Source organism: Micromonospora sp. NPDC004704 (genome assembly GCF_053601675.1).
The window spans coordinates 163,322-185,745 of record NZ_JBSGCD010000012.1 but is presented as its reverse complement, the minus strand read 5'-3'; the positions used below and the strand labels follow the sequence as shown (position 1 = coordinate 185,745).

21 protein-coding genes are annotated in these 22,424 nt (G+C 72.4%); 14 read left to right on the top strand and 7 right to left on the bottom strand.

Annotated features, from left to right (window positions below; genetic code table 11):
* Positions 1 to 23 precede the first annotated feature (23 nt).
* Positions 24 to 725 carry a 3-oxoacyl-ACP reductase FabG gene (gene fabG, locus ACWEFB_RS19000; RefSeq protein ID WP_452287067.1) on the bottom strand — a complete coding sequence of 234 codons (702 nt, stop codon included), beginning with the start codon at positions 723 to 725 and terminating at the stop codon, positions 24 to 26.
* 271 nt (positions 726 to 996) lie between these two features.
* On the opposite strand from fabG, the gene ACWEFB_RS18995 reads away from it, so the two are divergent.
* The 4 genes from ACWEFB_RS18995 (at position 997) to ACWEFB_RS18980 (ending at position 5,277) form a co-directional block, all read left to right on the top strand.
* Positions 997 to 2,244 (top strand): sensor histidine kinase, encoded by a 1,248-nt coding sequence (locus tag ACWEFB_RS18995; RefSeq protein WP_452287065.1) that lies wholly within the window; start codon positions 997 to 999, stop codon positions 2,242 to 2,244.
* Positions 2,241 to 2,903, top strand: coding sequence for a response regulator (locus ACWEFB_RS18990; RefSeq protein ID WP_452287063.1), 663 nt, complete (start codon positions 2,241 to 2,243; stop codon positions 2,901 to 2,903). Before ACWEFB_RS18995 ends, ACWEFB_RS18990 begins: the two co-directional genes overlap by 4 nt.
* A gap of 119 nt (positions 2,904 to 3,022) precedes the next feature.
* Entirely contained in the window at positions 3,023 to 3,997 is a 975-nt protein-coding gene (locus ACWEFB_RS18985; protein ID WP_452287061.1) for an alpha/beta hydrolase, read from the top strand.
* A complete protein-coding gene (locus tag ACWEFB_RS18980) occupies positions 3,994 to 5,277 on the top strand; it encodes an acyltransferase family protein (protein WP_452287059.1) in 1,284 nt (427 codons plus the stop codon). The genes ACWEFB_RS18985 and ACWEFB_RS18980 overlap by 4 nt, the downstream gene beginning before the upstream one ends.
* A 363-nt stretch (positions 5,278 to 5,640) precedes the next feature.
* Here the strand turns inward: ACWEFB_RS18980 and ACWEFB_RS18975 are convergent, their stop codons facing one another.
* Genes ACWEFB_RS18975 through ACWEFB_RS18965 form a run of 3 tightly spaced genes read right to left on the bottom strand, consistent with a single transcriptional unit; the run spans position 5,641 to position 8,704 of the window.
* Positions 5,641 to 6,591, bottom strand: coding sequence for a VWA domain-containing protein (locus tag ACWEFB_RS18975; protein WP_452287057.1), 951 nt, complete (start codon positions 6,589 to 6,591; stop codon positions 5,641 to 5,643).
* Positions 6,588 to 7,616: a DUF58 domain-containing protein gene (locus ACWEFB_RS18970; RefSeq protein WP_452287141.1), complete on the bottom strand. Its 1,029-nt coding sequence runs from the start codon at positions 7,614 to 7,616 to the stop codon at positions 6,588 to 6,590. Before ACWEFB_RS18970 ends, ACWEFB_RS18975 begins: the two co-directional genes overlap by 4 nt.
* Positions 7,595 to 8,704 carry an AAA family ATPase gene (locus ACWEFB_RS18965; RefSeq protein WP_326557004.1) on the bottom strand — a complete coding sequence of 370 codons (1,110 nt, stop codon included), beginning with the start codon at positions 8,702 to 8,704 and terminating at the stop codon, positions 7,595 to 7,597. Before ACWEFB_RS18965 ends, ACWEFB_RS18970 begins: the two co-directional genes overlap by 22 nt.
* 403 nt (positions 8,705 to 9,107) lie before the next feature.
* Here ACWEFB_RS18965 and ACWEFB_RS18960 point away from each other — a divergent pair, with 403 nt between their 5' ends.
* The 5 genes from ACWEFB_RS18960 (at position 9,108) to ACWEFB_RS18940 (ending at position 12,799) form a co-directional block, all read left to right on the top strand.
* On the top strand, positions 9,108 to 9,338 hold the full coding sequence (locus tag ACWEFB_RS18960) for a hypothetical protein (RefSeq protein ID WP_442791990.1): 231 nt from the start codon (positions 9,108 to 9,110) through the stop codon (positions 9,336 to 9,338).
* 70 nt (positions 9,339 to 9,408) lie between these two features.
* Positions 9,409 to 9,972: a PH domain-containing protein gene (locus ACWEFB_RS18955; RefSeq protein WP_442791989.1), complete on the top strand. Its 564-nt coding sequence runs from the start codon at positions 9,409 to 9,411 to the stop codon at positions 9,970 to 9,972.
* Positions 9,969 to 11,402: a PH domain-containing protein gene (locus tag ACWEFB_RS18950; RefSeq protein WP_452287054.1), complete on the top strand. Its 1,434-nt coding sequence runs from the start codon at positions 9,969 to 9,971 to the stop codon at positions 11,400 to 11,402. The genes ACWEFB_RS18955 and ACWEFB_RS18950 overlap by 4 nt, the downstream gene beginning before the upstream one ends.
* A gap of 165 nt (positions 11,403 to 11,567) precedes the next feature.
* Entirely contained in the window at positions 11,568 to 11,972 is a 405-nt protein-coding gene (locus ACWEFB_RS18945) for a thioesterase family protein (protein WP_326557003.1), read from the top strand.
* The gene (locus tag ACWEFB_RS18940) at positions 11,969 to 12,799 is read left to right on the top strand and encodes an MBL fold metallo-hydrolase (protein WP_326557002.1); all 831 of its coding nucleotides are present in this window, start codon (positions 11,969 to 11,971) and stop codon (positions 12,797 to 12,799) included. The genes ACWEFB_RS18945 and ACWEFB_RS18940 overlap by 4 nt, the downstream gene beginning before the upstream one ends.
* Positions 12,800 to 12,828: 29 nt before the next feature.
* On the opposite strand, the gene ACWEFB_RS18935 is transcribed toward ACWEFB_RS18940, so the two are convergent.
* Complete coding sequence (locus ACWEFB_RS18935) at positions 12,829 to 13,767, bottom strand: carbohydrate kinase family protein (protein WP_452287051.1); 939 nt, start codon at positions 13,765 to 13,767, stop codon at positions 12,829 to 12,831.
* 452 nt (positions 13,768 to 14,219) lie between these two features.
* Between ACWEFB_RS18935 and ACWEFB_RS18930 the strand changes: the two genes are divergently transcribed.
* Positions 14,220 to 15,311: a lytic polysaccharide monooxygenase auxiliary activity family 9 protein gene (locus ACWEFB_RS18930; RefSeq protein ID WP_452287139.1), complete on the top strand. Its 1,092-nt coding sequence runs from the start codon at positions 14,220 to 14,222 to the stop codon at positions 15,309 to 15,311.
* Between the two features lie 91 nt (positions 15,312 to 15,402).
* Here the strand turns inward: ACWEFB_RS18930 and asnB are convergent, their stop codons facing one another.
* Positions 15,403 to 17,364: an asparagine synthase (glutamine-hydrolyzing) gene (gene asnB / locus ACWEFB_RS18925; protein ID WP_452287049.1), complete on the bottom strand. Its 1,962-nt coding sequence runs from the start codon at positions 17,362 to 17,364 to the stop codon at positions 15,403 to 15,405.
* 111 nt (positions 17,365 to 17,475) lie between these two features.
* Here asnB and ACWEFB_RS18920 point away from each other — a divergent pair, with 111 nt between their 5' ends.
* From ACWEFB_RS18920 to ACWEFB_RS18910, 3 genes are all read left to right on the top strand, one after another.
* Complete coding sequence (locus ACWEFB_RS18920; RefSeq protein ID WP_452287047.1) at positions 17,476 to 18,975, top strand: aminopeptidase P family protein; 1,500 nt, start codon at positions 17,476 to 17,478, stop codon at positions 18,973 to 18,975.
* Between the two features lie 91 nt (positions 18,976 to 19,066).
* On the top strand, positions 19,067 to 20,794 hold the full coding sequence (locus tag ACWEFB_RS18915) for a RyR domain-containing protein (protein WP_452287045.1): 1,728 nt from the start codon (positions 19,067 to 19,069) through the stop codon (positions 20,792 to 20,794).
* A 20-nt stretch (positions 20,795 to 20,814) separates the two neighbouring features.
* The gene (locus ACWEFB_RS18910) at positions 20,815 to 21,297 is read left to right on the top strand and encodes a hypothetical protein (RefSeq protein ID WP_326556997.1); all 483 of its coding nucleotides are present in this window, start codon (positions 20,815 to 20,817) and stop codon (positions 21,295 to 21,297) included.
* A gap of 33 nt (positions 21,298 to 21,330) precedes the next feature.
* On the opposite strand, the gene ACWEFB_RS18905 is transcribed toward ACWEFB_RS18910, so the two are convergent.
* Positions 21,331 to 22,041, bottom strand: a complete 711-nt coding sequence (locus tag ACWEFB_RS18905; RefSeq protein ID WP_452287043.1) for a hypothetical protein — start codon at positions 22,039 to 22,041, stop codon at positions 21,331 to 21,333.
* 17 nt (positions 22,042 to 22,058) lie between these two features.
* On the opposite strand from ACWEFB_RS18905, the gene ACWEFB_RS18900 reads away from it, so the two are divergent.
* A complete protein-coding gene (locus ACWEFB_RS18900) occupies positions 22,059 to 22,229 on the top strand; it encodes a hypothetical protein (RefSeq protein WP_452287041.1) in 171 nt (56 codons plus the stop codon).
* The last annotated feature ends 195 nt before the right edge of the window (positions 22,230 to 22,424 follow it).

The window sequence follows — 22,424 nt, the reverse complement described above, 5'->3', positions numbered from 1 at the left end:
GCGTGCGGGTGGTCCCGTCCGGCTCAGTGGCCCATGCCGAGGCCGCCGTCGACCGGGATGACCGCGCCGGTGACGTACCCGGCGGCGTCGCTGGCCAGCCAGGTGACGACGCCGGCGACCTCGTCCGGGGAGGCGAACCGGCCGGCCGGGACCGACTTGCGGAACGCCGCCTTGAGGTCCTCCGACAGCTCGGCGGTCATGTCGGTGTCGACGAAACCGGGGGCGACGACATTGGCGGTGATGTTACGGGTGCCCAGCTCGCGGGTGATGGAACGGGCGACGCCGACCAGCCCGGCCTTGCTCGCCGCGTAGTTGACCTGCCCGGGGTTGCCGGAGAGGCCGGTGACCGACGAAATGAAGATCATCCGGCCCCAGCGGGCCCGGACCATCTTGGTGGCCGCCCGCTTCGCGACCCGGAACGCGCCGGTCAGGTTGGTGTCGACCACGTCGGTGAACTGCTCCTCGGACATCCGCATCAGCAGCGTGTCCTTGGTGATGCCGGCGTTCGCGACCAGCACCTCGACCGGGCCGAACTCGGCCTCCACCGCGGTGAAGGCGGCGTCCACGGCGGCGGCGTCGGTGACGTCGCACTGGACGCCGAAGAAGTCGGCCGGAGGCGTGCCCCGGTAGGTGACGGCCACCCGGTCGCCCTGCTTGGCGAACGCCTGCGCGATGGCCAAACCGATGCCGCGGTTGCCCCCGGTCACCAGCACGGTGCGGGCCATGGTCTCTCCCCCTTGCTCTGCGTACGGGACTGCTCTACGTACGGGTGGTGCACGATCTTGCTTCCGGTACGGGTGGTGCGGGTTGGAGATTAGGCGCTACCGGTAGGTAAGCAGTAACGCGGGCCAGGTCAGAACGGGCCGCGCCACACCGACCCGGCAACTGGTCCGGTCCGGCCACCGACCCGAACCGGTCCGTCATACCTGGGTACGACGAGCAGGATCGCACCCGAGCGTGACGACCGGTCGGAGCCCGCGCCGTAGCGTTCGGGGGATGGAGCAACCCGACGACCCGGTCCGCGCCGCAGTGGGGGACCTGCGCCGGCTGCTCGTCGGCCCGGACGAGCGGCACCGGCCGGGGAAACCGACGCGCCGGTGGGGACGGTTGCGGCGGGTGCTGATCCCGGTCGCCGTGCTGGCGCTGACCGGCCTCACCTTCGTCGCCATCGGGTACCTGATCGACACTCGTGACCTGCCCGGCCCGTACGCGATCGGGCTGGCGATCGGCTCGACGCTGCCGGTGGCGCTGGCGCCCCGCCGATCACTCTGGGCCTGGCGGATCGCCTACCCCCTGCTCTTCCTCGGCACCGTCGACGCCACCCCGGACGAGCCCTGGCCGTGGAACCCGGTCCAGATCGTCGGCTTCCTGTTCGTCCTCGTCGTGCTCGCCTCCCGGGTGCCGACCGGGGTCGCCGCCTGGGCCGGTCTGCTCACCCTGGTCCCGGTCTTCGCGACCGTCCCGGAACGCGGAAACGCGTACGGGGTGGTGGTCCTCGTGGTCGCCGTACTCGTCGTCGGGGACCAGATCCGGCGGCGCCGGATGAGCCAGCAGGCCCTGGCGGAGCAGGCCGAACTCAGCGAGCTGGCCCAGGCGCGGCGGGCGGTGCTGGAGGAACGCACCAGGATCGCCCGGGAGATGCACGACGTGGTCGCCCACCACATGTCGATGATCGCGGTGCAGGCGGAGACGGCGCCGTACCGGCTCGACGCGCTGCCGGAGCCGGCGCGGGCCGAGTTCACCGCGATCGCCGCCTCGGCGCGCAGCGCCCTGACCGACATGCGGCGACTGCTCGGCGTGCTGCGCAGCGAGTCCGGCACCCCGCAGACCGCACCGCAGCCGGGACTCGCCGACCTGCCGGAACTGGTCGACACCGCCGGGCGGGCCGGCATGACGGTGACCCTGGAGCAGGGCACCCCGCCGGCCGGGGCACCGGAGCCGCCGGAGGCGGTCGGGCTGGCCGCGTACCGGATCGTCCAGGAGGCGCTGGCCAACGCCGCCCGGCACGCCCCGGGCGCGCCGGTCCGGGTCACCCTGCGACCGGGCGAACAGGATCTCGGCGTACGCGTCGACAACACCGGCGGTACGCCCGGCCCGACCGAGTCACCGGCCGGGCACGGGCTGATCGGGATGCGCGAACGGGCCCGACTGCTCGGCGGTACGTTCACCGCCGGGCCGACCGTGGACGGCTTCACCGTGACCGCCGTGCTGCCGTACCAGACCACCGAGGGGGAAGCCCGATGATCCGGGTGCTGATCGCCGACGACCAGGCGATGGTCCGGCAGGGCTTCGGCGCCCTGCTCGCCGCCCAGCCCGACCTGCTGGTGGTCGGCGACGCCGCCAACGGTGCCGAGGCGGTCAGCGCCGCCCGCCGGCTCGACCCGGACGTGGTGCTGATGGACGTACGGATGCCGGTCCTCGACGGGCTGGCCGCGACCCGGCAACTGCTCGGCGACCGGGCCGCCGACCGCCCCCGGGTGCTCATCCTGACCACGTTCGACCTGGACGACTACGTCTTCGAGGCGCTCCGGGCCGGAGCCAGCGGCTTCCTGCTCAAGGACGCGCCCGCCGCCGAACTGGTGCACGCGGTCCGGGTGGTCGCCTCCGGTGACGCCCTGCTCGCCCCGGCGGTGACCCGCCGACTGATCGCCGAGTTCGCCGCCCGCCCCGCCCCGGACCGGCCCCGGCCGACCTCGTTGGCCGCGCTCACCGCGCGGGAGACCGAGGTGCTCCGGCTGATCGCGCGCGGCCGCTCGAACGGGGAGATCGCCACCGACCTGGTGGTGGCGGAGCAGACGGTCAAGACCCACGTCGGCCGGATCCTGGCCAAGCTGGGCCTGCGCGACCGCGCCCAGGCGGTTGTCGTCGCGTACGAGTCGGGCCTGGTCGCCGCCGGGGAGTAGCACCGTGGAGGTACGCCGGGAACGGCTCTCCGGAGTGACGCGGAGGCGGTGGCCGAGTCCGCATTCTTCCGGTCCACGCCGACCGATCCGGGTCGGTGACGACCGGACGGGGATTCGCGATGACGCGACGGGCGACGATACGACGACTACCGCTACGCGGGTCGGTGGTGCTGCTGCTGGGGCTGGGACTGCTCGGCTCACCGCCGGCACTGTTGCGCCCACCACCGGCTTCGGCAGCCGGGACGCAGGCAGTCGGGACGCAGGCAGTCGGGACGCAGGCAGTCGTCGGCGGGTTCGTCGGGGCGTACCCGGTGGTGGCCTCGGCGATGCGGGCGGCGGGTGCGCCGTACGCGGGGTGGGTTGACGCGGGACGCCGGTTCCTGGCCTTCGACCCACGCGGCGACGGGCTCGCGGTCGAGGTCCTCGGCGACCTGGCCACCGCCGACCGGATAGTGGTCCTGGTGCCGGGGGTGGACACCACGCTGCGCGACTTCGACCGGGGGTTGGGCGGGGTCGCCCGCCGCGCCCCGGCGACGCAGGCCCGTCACCTGTACGACCAACTGCGCGCCGACGACCCCCGCGCTCGGGTCGCGGTGCTCGCCTGGCTCGGTTACGACCCGCCGGACGGGCTCGGCTGGGCCGCCGTCCGGGAGAGCAGGGCACGGTCCGGCGCGGCGAGGCTGACCGCGCTGACCGAGTCGCTGGCGGCGCACCGGCCGGCGGCGACGATCACGCTGGTCGGACACAGCTACGGGGCGGTGGTGGTCGGCCTGGCCGCGCCCGGCCTGCCGGCCCAGGTGACCGACCTGGTGACCGTGGGTGGCATCGGTATGGGTGCCGATCGCGTGGGCGACCTGCACAGCACGGCCCGGGTGTGGGCGGCCGAGGCACCGGCCGACTGGATCCGCCGCATCCCGCAGGTACGGCTGCTCGGCCTCGGGCACGGCACCAGACCGGCCGATCCGGCGTTCGGGGCCCTGACCCTGCCGACGGACGGGGTGACCGGACATGACGGTTACCTCGTCCCCGGCACCGGTGCCCTGAGCGCGATCGCCCAGGTCGCGCTCGGCCGTGGGGCGGAGGTGTCCCGGTGAGCCGGGACCGGGGCATCGACGGGCTGCGGGCGTACGCGATCGGCGGGGTGGTGCTCGGCCACTGGCTGGTGACCGCGCTGGTACTCACACCGGCGGGAACGCTCACCCAGGCCAGCCCGCTCGCCTCGATGCCGGCGCTGGTGCCGGTCACCTGGCTGCTCCAGACCCTCGGCCTGTTCTTCTTCACCGGTGGTTACGCCTCGGTCCGCTCCCTCGACTCGTCCCGCCCCCACAACGACGCGAGGGGCGGTTACCGGCTCTGGTACGGGCGACGGCTGGGGCGGCTGGTCGGGCCGGTCGGCGTACTGCTCGGCTGCTGGGGTGGCGTACTGGCGGTCGCGGTGCTGGGCGGTGTTCCGGTGGCGACCCTGCGGACCGTGGCGACGCTGGTGGTCAGCCCACTCTGGTTCCTGCTGCCGTTCGTCGCGCTGGTGCTGCTCACCCGACCACTGCGCGGGGCACTGCGGCGGGTGGGCGTGCTCGGCGTGGTGCTGCCGGCGGTCGTACTGGTCGCGGTGGTCGACCTGACCGGGCGGGTGCGCCCCGGTGGCGTACCGGGCTGGGTGGTGCCGCTGGGCGTGGTCGGCGCCTGGCTGGTCCCGTACACGATCGGGGTGGCGTTGGCCGGCGGGGAGCCGCGCGATCGGCGGACCGGAACCCGGTTGATCCTCGGTGGGGTTGCCGGGATGGCCGCGCTGGTCCTGGTCGCCGGCTACCCGGCGAGCGCGGTCGGTGTGCCGGGTGCCGGCCGGTCCAACCTCGACCCGCCGTCGCTGTTCACGGTCTGTCTCGCGCTCGCCCAGGTCGGCTGCGCACTGCTGCTCCGGCCGGGACTGGCCCGGCTGCTGGAACGGCCCCGGTGGTCGGCGCCGGTCCTGGCCGTCAACGGCGCGTCGATGTCGGTGTACCTGTGGCACCAGACGGCCCTGGTGACGGTGACCGTGCTCGGTGCCCGGCTGTCCGGCGGCGCCGCCCTGACCGGCCTGCACACCGTCCCGGACCGTCCGCTCTGGGTGGTCGCCCGGCTGGCCTGGCTGCCGCTGTTCGCCACGGTCCTGGCGCTCCTGGTCAGCCGCCGCCCGGACCGCCCGGCACGGTCCCGGCGCGCGCGTGGGCAGGCCGTTCAGGGAGGGTACGGACCGGATGATCGGCGGAATTCGTCCCAGCGCGGGGCGGGTGTACGATCGTTGCGTTCCGGTCCGGTTCGACAGGTGGAGGTGATCGCTGTGCGAAGTAGCGATCCTCCTAGTCGTGGCCGGGCCGCTCGTCAGTCCCGCTGAGCCACGACTCGGCCGGTGAACTGACCCAGCCCCGCTTCTCGCACCAACCCGTCCACCCCGGCTCCGGCCGGCGGTGGACGCAGTGTGGTGTGAACCCCGCCGCGGTGTGCGTCGGGGATGCGTGGAGCCGCCCGGTCACGACTTCGTGTGTGCGTCCTTTCCCTCAGGCCCCGCCGGCCAGGACTTGCCGGCGCCGGCCGTCTGAGCCGCCACCGGGGAGTCAAGCCATGCACCGTTTTGTTGCCCCACTGGGCTTCACCCTTGCCGCTATGTGGGTCTTGGTCCTGTTCGTCCTGGTCAGCGGAACCCCCTGACCGGCCGGCCGACCGTCAGGTCGGCCAGCCCGTCAGGGACATACCGTCGTCAGGGCAGCCGGGACGTCCACAGCAGACTCATCGCCGCCGCACAGAGCGCGAAGAGCAGGGCGAATCCGGCGTACCACTGGGTGACCTCGCGGGCTTCGGTCCGGAACCCGATCGACGACCCCATGTCCTGGTAGACCTGCTTCAGCTCGGTCACCGACGCGGCCTCGTAGAAGAAACCCCGGGTGGTCTCCGCGAGCTGGGCCAGGGCCATCCGGTCCACCGGCACCCGCTGGACCTGCCCACCGATGTCGACCTGACCCGAGTCGGTGCCGAAGGCGATGGTGGAAACCGGTACGTTCGCCGCCGCCGCCGCCGCGGCCGCCTCCTCCACCGACCGTCCCGAGGTCCGGAAACCGTCGGAGAGCAGCACGATCCGGGCCGGCGGAATCCCCTGAGCCCCGTCGGCCGGCACCGACCGGATCGCCTCCAGGGAGGTGAACACCGCCTCACCGGTCGCGGTCGCCTCGGCCAGCACCAGCCCGTCGATCGCCTGGGTCACCGCCGGCCGGTCCTTCGACGGCGGCACCAGCACGTTCGCCGACTTCGCGAACGCCACCAACCCCAGGTTGTACGACGGCGGCAGCTCGGCGACGAACTGCTTGGCCGCCTCCTGCGCCGCCTCCAACCGGTTCGGTGCCACGTCGTCCGCCTCCATCGACAACGACACGTCGATGGCGAGCATGACGGTGGCCCGTTCGAGCGGCTCCTCGGTGTCGATCGACGGTCGGGCCATCGCGGTCGCCAGGATCGCCAGGCTGAGCAGGAACGCGCTCGCCGCAGCGTGCCGGCGCCAACCCAGACCCTTCGGCGCCAGGGTCCGCAGCAGGTCCACATTGGTGAACCGGACGGCGTACTCGCGGCGGCGCAACTGCCGCCAGACGTACGCTCCGGCGACGGCGAGCACCGGCAGCAACGCCAGCAGCCACAACGGTTGCAAGAAACGGATCATCGAGTCGTCCCCCTGGTACGTGCGTGCCGCTGCGCGGCGACGAAACGCACCATGTCCAGCAGCCAGTCTGAGTCGGTCCGCAGCCGCAGGTGCGCCGCCCCGGCGGCGCGCAGCTGGTGGGCGATCGCCGCCCGTTGGGCCGACGCGGCTTCGGCGTACCGACGCCGCAGTCGGGGATCGGCCGTCTGCACCTCGTGCAGTTGGCCGGTTTCCGGGTCGACCAGCGCGAGCACCCCGACGTCGGGCAGCTCCAGTTCGCGCGGGTCCACCACCTCGATCGCCAGCACGTCGTGCCGGACGGCGAGCTTGCGTACCGGCCGGCCCCACTGTTCCGGCGGCGACAGGAAGTCGGAGATCACCACCGCCACCCCACGGCGGCGCGGGGGCCGGTTGAGCATGTCGACCAGGGCGCCCAGGTCACTGCGACCCGGTTTGATCTCGGTGTGCGCGATCGCCCGGAGCAGGACCTGCGCCTCCTTGCGGCCCGGTCGGGCGGGCAGCCGGAGCACGTTCGGCGGGGTGGGGGTCCCGGTCCGGCCGGCGACCGGACGGGTGGTCCCGCCGAAGCCACCGGTGCCGACGACGGCGCCGATCCGGTTCCCACCGCGTACGGTCAGGTGCGCGACCGCGGCCACCGCCGCGACGACCAGGTCCCGTTTGAGCCACTGCCCGGTGCCGAAGTCGAGGCTGGCCGACAGGTCCACCGCCAGCCAGGTCTCCAGTTCCCGGTCGGCCACCGTACGCCGGACGTGCGGCAGGGTGGTCCGCGCCGTCACCGGCCAGTCCATCCGGCGTACGTCGTCACCCGGGCGGTACTCCCGGGACTCCCCCGCCTCACTGCCCGGCCCCGGCAGCAGGCCGACGTAGTCCCCCTGCAACAGGCCGTCGAGTTTGCGGGTGACCAGCAGTTGCAACCGGGAAAGCACCGCATCGGCCCGCGCCGAGGTGGCCGCCGAGGCCGCCGATCCCGCGCCCGACGTCGCCGGTCCGGCGGCGGCAGGCGTCACGGCAACCGTCCGGGCCAGGCACCGGCCGGTTGCGCGGGGGTGGGCGGCACCGGGGCGGCGTTCTGCCGGGGGGTGACCGAGGGCAGCGGGATCGTGGACATCACCCGGCCGACGATGTGGTCGGCCGGCACGTCGTCGGCGAGCGCGTCGTAACTGAGCACCAACCGGTGGCGCAGGATGTCCGGGGCGATGTCCTGCACGTCCTGCGGCAGCGCGTAGTCCCGCCCGCGCAGCAGGGCCAGTGCCCGGGTCGCCCGGACGATGCCGAGCGAGGCGCGCGGGCTGGCGCCGTACTGGATGAGCTGCGCCACGTCGGGCATCCCGTGCTCCGCCGGCGTACGGGTGGCCAGCACCAGCCGTACGGTGTAGTCGACCAGCGCGTTGTGCACGAACACCTGGTCGGCCTTGCGTTGCAGGGCGATCAGTTCGGTCGGGCTGAACACGGCCACCGGCTCCGGCGGGCTGACCCCCATCCGGTAGACGATCTCGCGTTCCTCGGCGTCGGTCGGGTAGCCCACCAGGATCTTCATCAGGAACCGGTCGCGCTGCGCCTCGGGCAGGGGGTAGACCCCCTCCTGCTCGATCGGGTTCTGGGTGGCCATGACCAGGAACGGGTTCGGCACCTGGTGGGTCTGCCCGCCGATCGAGACCTGCTGCTCCGACATCACCTCCAGCAACGCCGACTGCACCTTGGCCGGGGCCCGGTTGATCTCGTCGGCGAGCAGGAAGTTGACGAACACCGGACCGAGTTCGACGTCGAACTTCTCGCTCGACTGCCGGTAGATCCGGGTGCCGACGATGTCGGCCGGCACCAGGTCCGGGGTGAACTGGACCCGGGAGAAGGTGCCGCCGACGACCTTGGCGAGGGTCTCCACCGCCAGGGTCTTGGCCACCCCGGGCACCCCCTCCAGGAGGCAGTGCCCGCGGGCGAGCAGGGCGACGAACATCCGCTCCACCATCCGGTCCTGACCCACGATCACCCGCTTGACCTCGAACAACGCGCGTTCGAGCAGGGTCGCATCCTCCGCCGGGGTAGTGCCCTTGGCGGGGCCGCCGTTGGCGGATTCGGTCGGTGTCGGGGCATCGGGCGTGGTCGGCTGGGCCACCGGTCCTCCACAGCGGGGTCGCGTGATCGAAAAGTTCGGCGAGGGACTGCCGCACCAAGCCTCGCACGTCCGGCTGAGTGACCGGGTGGCGAGAAGACGTTTTATCGCGGGCCGGTCGCGGCGGAACCGGGGACCGCCGCGCCGCGGCGGTCCGCCGCCCACCGGCGGAACGCGAAACGTCGGGCGCGGGTAGACAGGACGGGGCAGGTGACGTGTACGATTCAGCCGTCGCCGGGCGGCTCCCCCCGTGGTCGCCCGGCGATCTTATTGCCCTTGCCGTGTCCGGGCCGCCTTCCTCGACGCACGCCGTCCCCTTCGACAGGCGCCGTCTTCTTCGACACACCCCGCCGCGACCGGCGCTGCACGCCCCGACCCGTGCGCCGTGCCTCCGTACACTCGCCGGGTGACCGACTCCGAGCCGTCCCCGATGATCCCGGTCTGCTCGGCGAAGGGTTGCCGGGCGACGGCGATCTGGGCCCTGCGCTGGAACAATCCCCGGCTGCACGACGCGCAGCGACGCAAGACCTGGCTCGCCTGTGCCGACCATCGGCAGAGCCTCGGCGACTTCCTTGGCGCGCGCGGTTTCCTGCGTGAGGTGGCACCGGTGGACCCATCGCCTACGCTCGAACCGTGAGCGAGCAAAACGATCTCCTCCGGGGCCGTGCCACGGCCAGCGGCGGTCACCGGCACCGCCTGGTGACCCGGTGAGCCACCCGGGCGGACCCGGCCCGGCACCGCAACCGGCCGGACCGGACCAGCCGGGCCCGTCAGCCGGTCCGACCAGCCCGCTGGAGCCGTGGCCGGAGACCGTACGGTGGCAGCCGGTCTCCGGTGACCTGATCTGGGTCGAGTTGCTGCGGCTGGCCGCCGGCATGGTGGTGGTGCTCGCCGCGCTCGGCGTCGGCTGGGCGTTGACCGGCCACTGGCTCTTCGGGCTCGCCCTGGGCCTGGCCGCGCTGCTCACCGGCTGGCGGGCCATTGCCATCGTCCGGGCCGTACGCGCCTGGGGGTACGCCGAGCGCGACCACGACCTGCTGGTCCGGCACGGCCTGCTGGTCCGCCGGTTGTCGATCGTGCCGTACGCCCGCATGCAGTTCGTCGACGTCAGCGCCGGTCCCCTGGAACGCGCCTTCGACCTGGCCACCGTGCAGTTGCACACCGCCGCCGCGGCGAGCGACGCCCGGGTGCCGGGGTTGCGTCCGGCCGAGGCGTCCCGGCTGCGCGACCGGCTCACCGCGCTCGGCGAAGACCGCGCGGAGGGACTGTGACCGAGCCGCCGGTACCCGAACCGCCGCTCGCCCAGCCACCCGCGACCGCGCCACCCCGCACCGAGCCGTCGTTCACCGAGCAACCGCTGGTCGAGCCTCGGCAGCGGCTGCATCCACTGAGTCCGCTGCTGCACGGCGCGAACTCCCTGGTGGTGATCGTCGCCGCGCTCTCCTGGCAGACCCTGGGCCGGGTGGGACTGGGCTGGTACGCCGGGATGGTCACGGTGCTGCTGCTCGGCGCCGTCGTGCTCTCCCTGGTGAGCTGGTACAACACCGGTTATCACGTGGTCGGCCGGGAGCTGCGGATCCACGAGGGCCTGCTGTGGCGGCGTACCCGGGCGATCCCGCTGGAGCGGCTCCAGTCCGTCGAGGTGGTCCGTCCGCTGCTCGCACAGCTCACCGGCCTGGCCGAACTGCGGCTGGAGGTGGTCGGCGGGGGCAAGACGGAGGCACCGCTGGCGTACGTCGCGGTGGCCGACGCGGTCGCGCTGCGGGAACGGCTGCTCGGCCTCGCCGCCCGTACGCCCGCACCGGCCCGGCCGGGTGTCGAGCGGGTCGAGTCACCGACGCCGGTCGAGATGCCCCGCCGGCACCTGCACTCGGTCGCCAACCGGGACCTGCTGATCAGCCAGTTGCTCACCCCGCAGGCGATGCTGCTCCCGTTCGGGGTGGCGTTCGTCGTGATCCAGTTCCTCAACGAGGGGTCCTGGTCGTTCATCGCGGTGGCCAGCACGCTGACCGCGATGGCCGGTGTGCTCCTGCAGCCCCTGCGCCGGGTCCTCGCCGACTGGAGTTTCCAGCTCGCCCGCGACGACACCGGCGGCGGGGTCGGAGCCGATCAGGGTGGCGACGGTGCCGGGCGCCTGCGCGTACGGCACGGCCTGTTGGAGACCCGCGCGCAGACCGTACCGCTGGACCGGTTGCAGGCGGTCGGGGCGACCTGGCCGCTGCTCTGGCGGATGAAGGGTTGGCTGCGGTTGCGGCTGGAGGTGGCCGGGTTCTCCGTCGAGGCGGACGCGAACCAGCGCGCCGACCAGTTGCTGCCGGTGGGTGACCTGCGAACCGGGCAAATGATCATGGCGGAGGTGCTGCCCGGTGTCGATCTCGGCGTGCCGTTGCCGCCGCCGCCCCGGCGGGCCCGCTGGGTGCATCCGCTGGCCCAGCCGGTGCTCGGTGCCGGGCTGACCGACCGGGTGTTCGCGGTCCGCAGCGGGCTGTTGACCCGCCAGCTCGTCGTGGTGCCGTACGCGCGGATCCAGAGTGTCCGGGTGGTGCAGGGGCCGTTGCAACGGCGGCTGCGGTTGGCGACCGTACACGCCGACACCGCCGGTGGGGCGGGTGCCGCCGCCCTGGACCGGGACCTGGCCGAGGCGTGGGCGCTCGCCGCCGAACTCACCGCCCGCGCACGGGCCGCCCGCAACGCCGGCTGACCGGCACCCGGGTCGCCGGGCCGAGCCGGTCATCCGGCGGCAGGACACGACCGGGCGCCGCTGCGACCGACGGTGGGACACGACCGGCTGTGCCGCTGCGACCGGCGGCGGGACACGGCCGGCATGCCGATCATCCGGCGCCGGGTCACGGCCTAAGCTGCACCCATGGAACAACCGCCGGATCCCGGCTTCGCGCCCGGCCTGACCGCCCGGGTTGAACTCACCGTCACCGACACCGACACCGCCCTGGCGGTCGGCTCCGGTGACGTGCCGGTACTCGGCACCCCGAGGGTGCTGGCGCTGGCCGAGGCGGCCACGGTGGCGGCCACCGCGACCCGGATGCTGCCCGGCATGACCACGGTGGGTCTGCGGGTGGAACTCGACCACACGGTGCCCACCCCGGTCGGCCGGACGGTTGTCGCCCAGGCGTGGCTGACCGAGGTGAGCGGCCGGCGGCTGCACTTCGACGTGAGCGTGACCGACGGCTCGGCGACCGTGGCGAAGGGCCGGGTGGAGCGGGCACTGGTCGACCGGCTCCGGTTCGTGGAAAGGGCGTCGCGCACACCATGACTATCGAATTCGAGGAGATCGGCGAGCGGGTCTACCTGCTGCGCCATCCCGCACTCGCGGTCAACGTGACCCTGGTCGTCGGCGACGGCGAAGCCCTGCTGGTGGATACGTTGTCGAACGCGACCCAGGCCGGGGAGCTGGCGGCGGCGGCACGCACGATCACGCCGTACCCGTGGACCCTGGTCAACACCCACCACCACTTCGACCACTGCTTCGGCAACGCCACGCTGGCCGGCGAGCCGGCCCGGCCGATCTACGCCCACCAGGCCGCCGCGGCCCGGCTGCGGGACCATCCCGAGCTGGTGCGACAGCAGGCGTACGACGAGATGCGCGAAACCGAACCGGTGCTCGCCGCCGAGCTGTCCCGTACCACGATCCTGGCGCCCAGCCACCCGGTGCACCTGGAGTCCACCCTGGACATCGGCGGTCGTACCGTTGTCCTGCGGCACCTCGGACGTGGGCACACCGACGGCGACCTGGTGGTGCACGTGCCCGACGCGGACCTGCTGGTCGCCGGCGACCTGGTCGAGGAGAGCGGCCCGCCGTCGTTCGACGACAGCTACCCGCTGGAGTGGCCGGAGACGGTCGCGGAACTGCTGCGCCTGGCGACCCGACGCACCATGGTCGTGCCGGGGCACGGCGGCATCCTCGGCATCGACGGCGTACGCGCACAACACGAACAGCTCGCCACCCTGGCCTGGCTGATCCGTGACGGGCACGCCGACGGCGCTCCCGCCGAGCGGGTCGCCTCCCGGGCTCCGTTCACCCCGACGGTGACCCTGCCGGCGATCCGGCTCGGCTACGCGGAACTCTCCGGCGACACCTGATCGTCCCCTCCGACCGTCGCCGATCCGGGTCACCCGGTCGGGAACCGGGCGACCACCTGCTCCCGGTTCGGCATGGCGACCGCCCCGCCGGGCGCCTCGCAGACCAGCCCGGCGACCCGGAGCGCGTACGCGACCCGCGCCGGCCAGCCGCCCGGTGCGGGCGGGCCGCTCAGGAGCAGGTCGGCGACGAGGGCGGCCATCACCGAGTCACCGGCCCCGGTCGCGTCGACCGCGTCGACCACCGGCGCGGGCACCGCCACCGGCTCCGTGTCCGCCCCGGCGCAGACCAGCGCCCCCTCCGGCCCACGGGTGAGCACCACCGCGTCGGCGCCGAGCGCCCGCAGCCGCGCCGTCACCCGGTCCACCGGCTCGTCGGGATAGAGCAGGTCGGCGTCGACGGCACTGAGTTTCACCAGGTCGGCGGTGGCGGCGAACTCGGCCACCACGGCCCGGAAACCGTCCAACGCGCCCTCGTCCGGCATCAGCCGGGGGCGTACGTTCGGGTCGAAGACCCGCCGGCCGGTGGCGAGCGACCAGGCCCGCCGGGCGGCGGCCAGTACCGGCGTACGGAGCAGGGCGATCGAGCCGCAGTAGAGCACCGCCGCCTCCCCGATCAGGGTCGGGTCGAGCGCGTCGGCCGTCAGCAGCCCGTAGGACGGCGGTTCGCCGTAGAAGCGGAAGTCGGGTTCGGCCCCGGCGAAGGTGGCGACGGCGAGGGTGGTCGACACCGGTACGGTCACCGTCCCGCGCTGCCCGACGCCGCGATCGCGAAGGAAGTCCCGGATCCGCCCGGCGAGTACGTCGTCGCCGACCGACCCGACGAACTCCACCGGGGCGCCGAGCCGGGCGACCCCGACGGCGACGTTCAGCGGGGCGCCGCCGATCGCCTGGCGGTAGACCGGTTGCCCGTCGGCCTCCCCGTCGAGGAGGTCGACCAGCGCTTCGCCGAGCACCACCGCGTACCCCATGGGTTCCTCCTCGTGTCGAGATCCTGCCCGGACAGCATGCCGGGTCGGGGTCGGGCCGGGTCAACGGCGTCCGGTGGACCGGATTCCAATCGATGCCCACCTATTGCATCGGGTACGGATCCGTGATGCACTGGCGCGTACCGGGACAGCGCGGGGGCTAACGCGCCGTGCCGGATGCCGCCAGGGGGCCGCGCGAGCAGCACACCCGTCCGTGATCGGACCGGGTCCCGTGTCGCCGCCTGCCCGCCGCGTCCTCTCCCATCATCATCACCACCACCGCGAGCGGCTCGCACGACACCACGACCAGCGGTCCGACCCGGGTGCCCGCACCCCGCGGGACCCGCTGGTTGTCCGCAGTACCGGCGTACCCACCCGCCTGCGGCTCTAGCCCGAAAGTTAAGGAGTACTCGGTGAAACCCTTCCGCAGAGTCGCGGTGTTCGCCGCCGCGGCCATGCTCACCGCCGGCATCGTCACGGTGGTGACGCCCAACGCGGCGTTCGCCCACGGTGCCGCGATGGCACCCGGCAGTCGTACCTTCCTGTGCTGGAAGGACGGGCTCAGCCCGCGCGGCGACATCCAGCCCAACAACCCGGCCTGCGCGGCCGCGGTCAACCAGAGCGGGGCCAACTCGCTCTACAACTGGTTCAGCGTGCTGCGTTCCGACGCGGGCGGCCGGACCACCGGCTTCGTCTCCGACGGGCAGTTGTGCAGCGGCGGCAACGCCAGCTTCAGCGGTTACAACCTGGCCCGCAACGACTGGCCGCTGACCCACCTGACCGCCGGTGGCAACTTCAACTTCAAGTACAGCAACTGGGCCCACCACCCGGGCACCTTCTACTTCTATGTCACGAAGAACAGTTGGAGCCCCACCCGGGCGCTGGCCTGGAGTGACCTGGAGGAGCCGTTCCTGACGGTGACCAACCCGCCGCAGAGTGGCGGGGTCGGCACCAACGAGGGGCACTACTACTTCAGCGGGCAGCTGCCGACCGGCAAGAGCGGGCGGCACATCATCTACTCCCGCTGGGTGCGCTCGGACAGCCAGGAGAACTTCTTCGGCTGCTCGGACGTGGTCTTCGACGGCGGCAACGGCGAGGTCACCGGGGTCGGACCGGGCGGTTCGAACCCGCCGAACCCGACCACCCCGCCGCCGAACCCGACCACGCCCCCGCCGAACCCGACCACCCCGCCGCCGAACCCCACGACGCCGCCGCCGAACCCGACCACCCCGCCGCCGGGCACCGCCGGCTGCTCGGCCACCTACCGGGTGACCGGGAGCTGGTCCGGGGGCTTCCAGGGCGAGGTCACGGTACGCAACACCGGCAGTTCGGCACTGAGTGGCTGGACCACCCGCTGGACCTGGGCGAACGGTCAGACGATCGGCAGTCTCTGGAACGGGACCTACACCCAGAGCGGATCGGCTGTGACCGTACGTAACGCCGGACACAACGGGAACTTGGCCGCGAACGGCACCGCCACGTTCGGTTTCACCGGCAGTACCGGGGCCACCAACACCTCACCGACGGTGAGTTGCAGCAGCCCGTAACTCCTCCCCACGGAGCGGCCCGGGCCCGGCGCACATCGCGCCGGGCCCGGTCCGTACTCGTCACCGCCTGCCGTGGTGCTGCCCCGCGGGGTCAGGCCACCATCGAGCCGACCACCGGCTTGGTGAGCAGGGCCGACTGGTTGCGCTGGATGCCCGGGTCGAGCGAGCGCTCCACGAAGATCGCGTGCCAGATGCAGAAGATCAGTACGGTCCACACCTTGCGCGAGTGGTCGGCCTCCTCGCGCTTGTGCTCCTCGAGCAGCCGCATCGCGTACGACAGGTCGAGCAGGTCGCCCGCACCGGAGGTGGACAGGATGTGCCGGGCCCACTCGTACATCTCGCCCCGCAGCCAGACCCGGGTCGGGGTCGGGAAGCCGAGCTTGCGCCGGTTGACGATGGCCGGCGGCACCACGTTGCGCAGGGCTTGGCGCATGGCGTACTTGGTGGCGTCGGAGCGGGGCGGCAGTTTGAGGTCGACCGGGATGCCGGCGGCGACCTCGAACACCTCCCGGTCCAGGAACGGCACCCGTACCTCCAGCGAGTGCGCCATCGAGATCCGGTCGGCCTTGACCAGGATGTCGCCGCGCAGCCAGGTGTAGAGGTCGATGTACTGCATCTTGGTCACGTCGTCGAGCTCGGTGGCCTCGGCGTAGATCGGGGCGGTCACGTCGGTGTAGCGCACGCTCGGGTCGTAGCGGCGCATCAGCTTCTGCTTCTCCTCCTCGGTGAACATCCGCGCGTTGCCGTAGTAGCGCTCCTCGATCGGGGTGGTGCCGCGCTCCAGGAAGCTCTTGCCCTTGACCCCCTGGGGGATCGCCTTGGAGACCGCGCGCAGGCCCTTCTGCATGCCGCCGGGCAGGCCGTTGACCGCGCCGAGCGAGAGCGGCTCGCGGTAGATCGTGTAACCGCCGAAGAACTCGTCCGCGCCCTCGCCGGAGAGCACCACCGTGACGTGCTCGGCGGCCTTCTTGGCGACGAAGTAGAGCGGGACCAGGGCCGGGTCGGCGACCGGGTCGTCCAGGTGCCAGATGATCTTCGGCAGGGCGTCGATCATGTCCTGCGGCCCGATCTTGGTCGGGATGGTGGTCACCTCGAGGTGCCGGGCCGACTCCTGGGCCACGTCGATCTCGGAGTAGCCGGGCACGTCGTAGCCGACGGTGAAGGTCAGGATGTTCGGGTTGAACTCCCGGGCCAGGGCGACCACCGCGGTCGAGTCGATCCCGCTGGACAGGAACGACCCGACCGGCACGTCGGCCCGCATGTGCATCCGTACGCTCTCGCGCAGCGTCTCCCGGATCTGGTCGTAGAGCCGCTGCTGGTCGTCGACCGGGGCGGGCCGGAACACCGGCCGGTACCACCGACGTACGTCGATCCGGCCCCCCGGCACCCAGGTCAGGTACTCCCCCGACCCGATCCGGCGGATCCCGTGGTGGAGGGTGCCCGGCTCGGGCACGTACTGCAGGGTCAGGTAGTGCGACAGGTTCGCCGCGTCCACCCCGGCGTCACCGGCGTGCGCCGCCGGCGCGAACGGGAGCAGCGCCTTCTTCTCCGAGGCGAGGTAGACCCCGTCGTTGGTCTCCAGGTAGTGCATCGGCTTGATGCCGAAGTAGTCCCGGGCGCCGAACGCCCGCCGCTCCTGCCGGTCCCAGATCACGAAGGCGAACATGCCCCGCAACCGGGTGAGCACCTGCTCGCCCCAGTAGTGGAAGCCGGCGACGATCACCTCGCCGTCGCCCTGGGTGGCGAACTGGGCGCCGAAGTCCCGGGCCAGCTCCTCGCGCAGCTCCAGGTAGTTGTAGATCTCGCCGTTGAAGGTCAGCAGGTAGCGGCCGTCGGCGTAGGGCAGCGGTTCGTGGCTGAGCGCCACGTCGATGATCGACAGCCGCTTGTGCGCGAAGACCGCGTCCGCCCGGGTACCGGACGGGTCGGCGATGACTTCCACCCCGGTCTCGTCCGGTCCCCGGTGGTGCAGGCATTCCAATGCGCCGGCAAGGGCGTCTCGGTGCGCGCTGGCGTCGCCGCGCGCGCTGAAAAAGGCCAGGAGTCCGCACATGGCGGTCATCTTTCCACGCGGCTCGGGCGCGCGTGCCGGCACCGCTGGGAGATCTGGACCGCGCTTGCGCGGTACCGTCTTGGAGATGGATCGGCCTGGGAGGAGCGGGACATGAGCGACGAGCGCAACGAGGACACGGCGGAGACCGCGCGGATCGAGTCGCACGATCCCGACTACCCGGAGAAGTTCCTCGCGTTCATGCGGGAGGGCTGGCGGGACTCCGCCCTGTCCGTGAGCCCCCGTCCCGAGGTGCCCAACCACGCCAAGCGCCGGGCCGCCCTGTCTGCCGCGTTCGCCGGCGAGACGCTGGTCATCCCGACCGGGACCGAGAAGGTACGGGCCAACGACACCGACCACCCGTTCCGGCCGGGCAGCGACTTCGCGTACCTGACCGGTGACCACGACCCGGACGACGTGCTGGTGCTGCGCCCGAACGGGTCCGGCCACGACGCGATCCTCTACACCCAGCCGCGCAACTCGAAGGAGACCGACGAGTTCTTCCGCAGCCGCAACGGCGAGCTGTGGGTGGGTCGCCGGCACACCCTGGCCGAGAAGTCGACCGAGCTGGGGGTCGAGACGGCACCCCTGACCGACCTGGCCGCCGCGCTGGCCGACTGCGCGCCGGGGCGTACCCGGGTGCTGCGCGGGCTGGACGCCTCGGTCGACGCCGCCGTCCGCCCGTACGACCCGCCGACCGCCACCGGCGACCAGGCGACGGCGCAGCTCGGCCGGGACCGGGAGCTGGCGGCGGTGATCGGTGAGCTGAAGCTGGTCAAGGACGAGTGGGAGATCGCCCAGCTCCAGGACGCCATCGACGCCACCGTACGCGGGTTCGAGGACGTCGCCCGGGTGCTGCCGGCGGACCGGCCGGTGACCGAACGGCTGCTGGAGGGGATCTTCGCGCTCCGGGCCCGGCACGACGGCAACGACGTGGGTTACAGCTCGATCGTCGGGTCGGCCGAGCACGCGACGATCCTGCACTGGGTCCGCAACACCGGCGTGACCCAGCCGGGCAAGCTGCTGCTGATGGACATGGGGGTGGAGGGGCGCAGCCTCTACACCGCCGACGTCACCCGGGTGCTGCCGGTCTCGGGCACCTTCACCCCGCTCCAGCGCCAGGTCTACGACATCGTGTACGCCTCCCAGCAGGCCGGGATCGAGTTCATCCGGCCCGGTGTGAGCTTCAAGGACGTACACCGCACCTGCATGCGGGTCCTCGCCGAGGGTCTGTCCGACCTGGGGCTGCTGCCGGTGAGCGTGGACGAGGCGATGGACGAGACCTCGACGGTCTACCGGCGCTGGACGCTGCACGGGTTCGGGCACATGCTCGGTATGGACGTGCACGACTGCTCGAACGCCCGCAAGCAGACGTACCGCGACGGGAACCTCGGCGAGGGCTACGTGCTGACCGTCGAGCCGGGCCTCTACTTCCAGCCCGAGGACGAACTGGTCCCGGCGGAGCTGCGCGGGATCGGCATCCGGATCGAGGACGACGTACTGGTGACCCCGGCCGGCGCGGTCAACCTGTCGGCCGGTCTGCCCCGGCGGGCCGACGAGGTGGAGTCCTGGCTGGCCGCCCAGCGCGAGGCGGGTCACCGGCTGCCCGGCTGACGGGTTCCCGCCGCTTGACGATCTTCCGTGGGGTCGAGCCGCAACGGTACGATGACGCTGCGTTCATGCCCGATCCCCCACGGGAGGCGTCGTGCCCGGCAGGAGCCTCGGCGAACCCCCGCGCGCCCCGACCATGGACGTGCTGCGGGTGCTCTTCGCCCTGATCGGGGTGGCCTCCTTCGTCTGCGGCTACCTGGGTCTGCAGGAGTACTTCCTCACCCTCAAGCCGCCCGTACGCGCGCACCCGTCCGACCTGCTCTACTACGACCTGCAACTGTTCGTGCTCGGCTCACCGCCGCTGGACGACGGCGGGCCGTTCCCAGCGCTGCTGAACATCGCCCGGTTCAGTGCCCCCGCCGTCACCGTCTACGCGTTCATCGAGGCCGGCCGCCTGGTCTTCCAGACCGAACTGCGACGGCTGCGGGTCCGCCAGGCCCGCAACCACGTGATCGTCTGCGGTGACGGCCTGATCGCCAACACCCTCGCCCGGCGGCTGCGGGCCGGCGGCGACCGAGTGGTGTCGGTCCCCTCGGGTGCGGTGGCCGCCGAGCCGGACACCCGCCGGATCGCGAGGGCTGCCCGGGACCCCGACGTGCTGGGGGCGGCCGGGGTCGGACGGGCCCGTGCCCTGTACGCCTGCACCGACGACAGCGCGGCCAACACCGCGATCGCGCTCGCCGCCGCCCGGCACGGGCGGTACGGCCGGCGCAGCCCGCTCTCCGTCTACGCTGAGGTCGCCGACCCGGAACTCTGCCTCGCCCTACAGGCCCGGCACCTCGGCCTGGCCGGGCAGCCCGGCGCCCGGGTGGACTTCTTCCACATCGACGACCTGGCCGCGCGCAAGCTGCTGAGCCAGGAGCCGCCGGTGCCGGTCAACGGTGAACCCCCACGGGTGGTGGTGGTCGGCGCGACCAACTTCGGCCGCTCCGTACTGGTCGAACTGGCCCGACGGTGGCGGCTGCGTGATCCGGGCGACGAGCGACCGGTGCCGGTCGCCCTGGTCGACGAGGCGGCCGGTCGGGCACACGACCAGCTCGTCGAACGTTTTCCCTTCCTGTCCCGGATCTGCCGGATCACCGCGTACGACGGAGGGCTGACCGAACTCCTCGCCGCCGGAGGGTTCCCGATGCCGCCCGACCGGGTGTTCATCTGTTACGACGACGAGCAACGGGCGCTCAAGACGGCGCTGACCGCCGAGCAGTTGTGGCACGGCGCACCCGGCTCGGTGGTGGTCCGGCTGGACCGGCTGGCCAGTCTCCGGGAGGCGTTCGGCGGTTCGGGCGAGCGGCTGCTCGACGACCTGTCCGGCACCCTGCGCCTGTACGGCGTGGTCCGGGCGGCGTGCGACCCGGAGCTGATCGGGGACGACCTCGCCCGGGTGATCCACGAGAGTTACGTCGCCGCGCGGCTGCGGCGCGGCGAGCGCCCCGAGAACACCCCGACGCTGGTGGCGTGGGAGTCGCTGACGGAGTCGCTGCGGATTGCCAACCGGGCCCAGGCGGAGGACTTCGGCAGCAAGCTGCGCGAGTTGGGCTGCGTCCTGTCGCCACGGGTCGGGCCGGGCGAGGAGTACACCCTGACCGAGCCGGACGTGATCCGGCTGGCGGTGCTGGAACACCGGCGCTGGATGGCGGAGCGGACCGCCGCCGGCTGGCGCTACGGTGAACCGCGCGACGACGACCGACGGCTGCATCCGGCGCTGGTCGCCTGGGAGAAGCTCAGTACGGAGATGCGCGAGCGCAATCACGACGTCATCCGGGCGATGCCCACGATCCTGGCCGACGCCGGGTTCCGGATCGTACGGCTGCGTGAGGCGTGACGACGAACGGACGGTGTGCCATGCCGCGGATCGGGGTCACCGGTCACGTGATCCTCGCCAACGGCACCGCCGAACTGGTCGCCGCGTGTCTCGCCGAGCATCTGCTGCCGTACGCCGGGCCGGGGTTGCACGGGATAACCTGCCTGGCCAACGGTGCCGACCAGCTCTTCGCTCGGGAGATCCTGGCGCTTCACGGGACCTACGAGGCGGTGATCCCGGCCGCCGACTACCGGCAGTGCGCGGTCGAGCGGGACAACCGGGCCACCTTCGACGAGCTGCTGGAACGGGCGGTACGGGTGGACTACATGCCGTACGACCGGTCGGACCGGCAGGCGTACATGGCCGCGAGCGTGGAGCTGCTGAACCGGTGCGAGCTGCTGTTCGCGGTCTGGGACGGCCGCCCCTCGGTCCACGTCGGTGACACCGCCGACGTGGTACGCGCCGCCCGGGAACGCGGGCTGCCGGTGACCGTCCTCTGGCCCGACGGCGCCCGGCGCGGCTGACGGTCCACCCCGTGGGCGGCAACCGCCGGATCGTCAGCGGGGCGGTATCTCGACGGTGATCTCCGTACCGAGTCGGGAGCCGTTGGCGAGGACGAGGTCGTCGCCGCTCCAGAAACGGCCGGGGTCGTACCAGTTCGGGCGCCGGCCGGTCGGCAGGAGACCCATTTCCTCGTACGTCACGGCCACCACTTCGGCGCAGTAGGCGGTCTCCAGCTCACTTTCCCGGCGACGCGCCTCGGCCGGTCCGTCCGGCTCGATCGGCACGGGCGCCCCATCGCGCCCACCGGCACCGAACACCCCGATCCGGCGTACGTCCGGCACGCGGCCGCGCAGCCAGCGCCAGGCCATCCGGGCGGTGGAGGGGAAGGGGGTGCCGTCGAGCCGGGCGATCGTACGCAGGACAGCGTCCTCCAGTTCGCGACCGGCGGGCGGCTCCAGTTGGCGCAGCCAGGCGCGTTGTCCGTACCGGTTCGCCCAGACGCAGACGGCGTCGCGGAGGTTGTGCAGTTGGACTCCGCGTTGGTGGGTGCCCGACCACAGGTCCGGTAACGACCGGCCCAGCTCGGCGTGCCACATCAGCGGGGGCAGGTCGTCCAGTACGACGGCCATGCCGACGTGGTTGACCGGACTGTTCGTGGTGAGCTGGATGGCCCGGTCCGGCATGCTCCGTCCCCGGAACACCCACAGATCCCCGGTACGGGTCACGTCGACGGCCTCATCGAGGCTGATGCTCGTATCGACCACTCGACTACCCTAGGCGGATGCGCTGGTGGAAGATAGTTGGCCTGGCAAGTGTCGTGGGTGTGGCTGCCACCGGGGTGATGATCGCCCGGGCGGAGCGGCGTCGCCGGGCGTACACGCCGGACCAGATCCGTACCCGGCTGCGTGACCGGCACGCGGAGGCAAACGCCCTGGGAGCCAAGGAAGACTGAGCCGTATCCGACCCAATGTCGGGTATGTCCCGGACCCTCCCCGGCCCGGGACACGGATTGGCTTGATCAACTGGCCGGGGCGGCCATCTCCCGGAATGCCGAGGCCCCCGGATCGGTTATACACACGTACGCCGGAGCACCCCGACCGGGTGATCTCCTGGACCGGCCCCCCGGTGGCCAGCCCCCCGGGAATGA

Bases quoted from the DNA above. Each gene is read 5' to 3' on its own strand.
- ACWEFB_RS18910 (WP_326556997.1), top strand. From the start codon at position 20,815: ATGCCGCGGATCGGGGTCACCGGTCACGTGATCCTCGCCAACGGCACC.
- ACWEFB_RS18920 (WP_452287047.1), top strand. From the start codon at position 17,476: ATGAGCGACGAGCGCAACGAGGACACGGCGGAGACCGCGCGGATCGAG.
- ACWEFB_RS18985 (WP_452287061.1), top strand. From the start codon at position 3,023: ATGACGCGACGGGCGACGATACGACGACTACCGCTACGCGGGTCGGTG.
- ACWEFB_RS18900 (WP_452287041.1), top strand. From the start codon at position 22,059: ATGCGCTGGTGGAAGATAGTTGGCCTGGCAAGTGTCGTGGGTGTGGCT.
- asnB (WP_452287049.1), bottom strand. From the start codon at position 17,364: ATGTGCGGACTCCTGGCCTTTTTCAGCGCGCGCGGCGACGCCAGCGCG.
- ACWEFB_RS18995 (WP_452287065.1), top strand. From the start codon at position 997: ATGGAGCAACCCGACGACCCGGTCCGCGCCGCAGTGGGGGACCTGCGC.
- ACWEFB_RS18990 (WP_452287063.1), top strand. From the start codon at position 2,241: ATGATCCGGGTGCTGATCGCCGACGACCAGGCGATGGTCCGGCAGGGC.
- ACWEFB_RS18975 (WP_452287057.1), bottom strand. From the start codon at position 6,591: ATGATCCGTTTCTTGCAACCGTTGTGGCTGCTGGCGTTGCTGCCGGTG.
- ACWEFB_RS18935 (WP_452287051.1), bottom strand. From the start codon at position 13,767: ATGGGGTACGCGGTGGTGCTCGGCGAAGCGCTGGTCGACCTCCTCGAC.
- ACWEFB_RS18945 (WP_326557003.1), top strand. From the start codon at position 11,568: ATGGAACAACCGCCGGATCCCGGCTTCGCGCCCGGCCTGACCGCCCGG.
- ACWEFB_RS18930 (WP_452287139.1), top strand. From the start codon at position 14,220: ATGCTCACCGCCGGCATCGTCACGGTGGTGACGCCCAACGCGGCGTTC.
- fabG (WP_452287067.1), bottom strand. From the start codon at position 725: ATGGCCCGCACCGTGCTGGTGACCGGGGGCAACCGCGGCATCGGTTTG.
- ACWEFB_RS18940 (WP_326557002.1), top strand. From the start codon at position 11,969: ATGACTATCGAATTCGAGGAGATCGGCGAGCGGGTCTACCTGCTGCGC.